General features: G+C 80.8%; 1 protein-coding gene. It reads left to right on the top strand.

Going from position 1 to position 929, the window contains the following annotated elements:
• A partial coding sequence (locus IE330_RS38490; RefSeq protein ID WP_268257396.1) for an SAV_2336 N-terminal domain-related protein occupies nt 1–929 on the top strand: 929 nt, incomplete at both ends.

Raw genomic sequence — 929 nt, 5'->3', positions numbered from 1 at the left:
GGTCCCGGCCCCCGGGAGACGCACGAGCGGGTGCCGCCGGGGCGCGCGCTGTCCGTCAGGCCGCTCGTCGGCCTCCCCGCGGGGGCGCCGGACGCCGACCGCCCGGGGCAGGGCGAAAGCCCCCCGCCGGCCGACCCGCTGGCCCTCGGCCGCGCCCTGCGCCCGTTACGCCTGTTCCGCTCCTCGCCGTACGACGTCGAGCTGGACGAGGAGGCCACCGCCGAGCAGGCGGCCGTGGACGGCCTGTGGACGCCGGTGTGCCGCTCGGTGCCGGAGCGCCGCCTCGACCTGCTGCTCCTCGTGGACGACGGCCCCTCGATGGCCCTGTGGCGGCGCACCGCCCGCGGGATCGGCGCGCTGATGGAGCAGACGGCGGCCTTCCGCACGGTGCGCCAGGTGCGCTGGAACCCGGAGGAGGAGCTCGCCGCGTCCGCCCCGCCGGGCGGGCGCGGGCTCGTCCTGGTCGTCACGGACGGCGGCCACGAGGCGTGGCGCGACGGCCGGGCCGCCGCGCTCCTGCACCGCCTCGCCGGCGCCTCGCCCACCGCCGTCCTGAGCGTGCTGCCGCAGCACCTGTGGGACCTGACCCTGCCGACGGTCGCACCCGTCCGGCTGCGGGCCGCGTCCCCGGCCGAGCCCAACCGCCGCTACGACGCCGAGTCCGGCCCCTTCGAGGCCGAGACCCTGGCCCCGCACGCCGTGCCCGACCCCGGCCCCGCCGACGCCGTCGCCGTGCCCGTGGTGGAGCTGCGGCCCGAGTCGCTGGGCCGCTGGGCCCGTCTGGTGGCCGCCGACACCGGCGCCTGGCACCGGCTCGCCGCGCTCCTGACGGCGCCGGGCGGGGACGTGCGCGCGGCGGCCTCGGGCACGGTGCCGCCCGGCCTCGCCGACGTGCTCGCGGACGCCACCGAGCCGCCCGGGCGGACGGC

Source organism: Streptomyces longispororuber (genome assembly GCF_014656095.1).
Classification (GTDB): Bacteria; Actinomycetota; Actinomycetes; order Streptomycetales; family Streptomycetaceae; genus Streptomyces; species Streptomyces longispororuber.
Note: the sequence above shows the minus strand (reverse complement) of the source record. Positions and strands in the feature narration are given on the sequence as shown.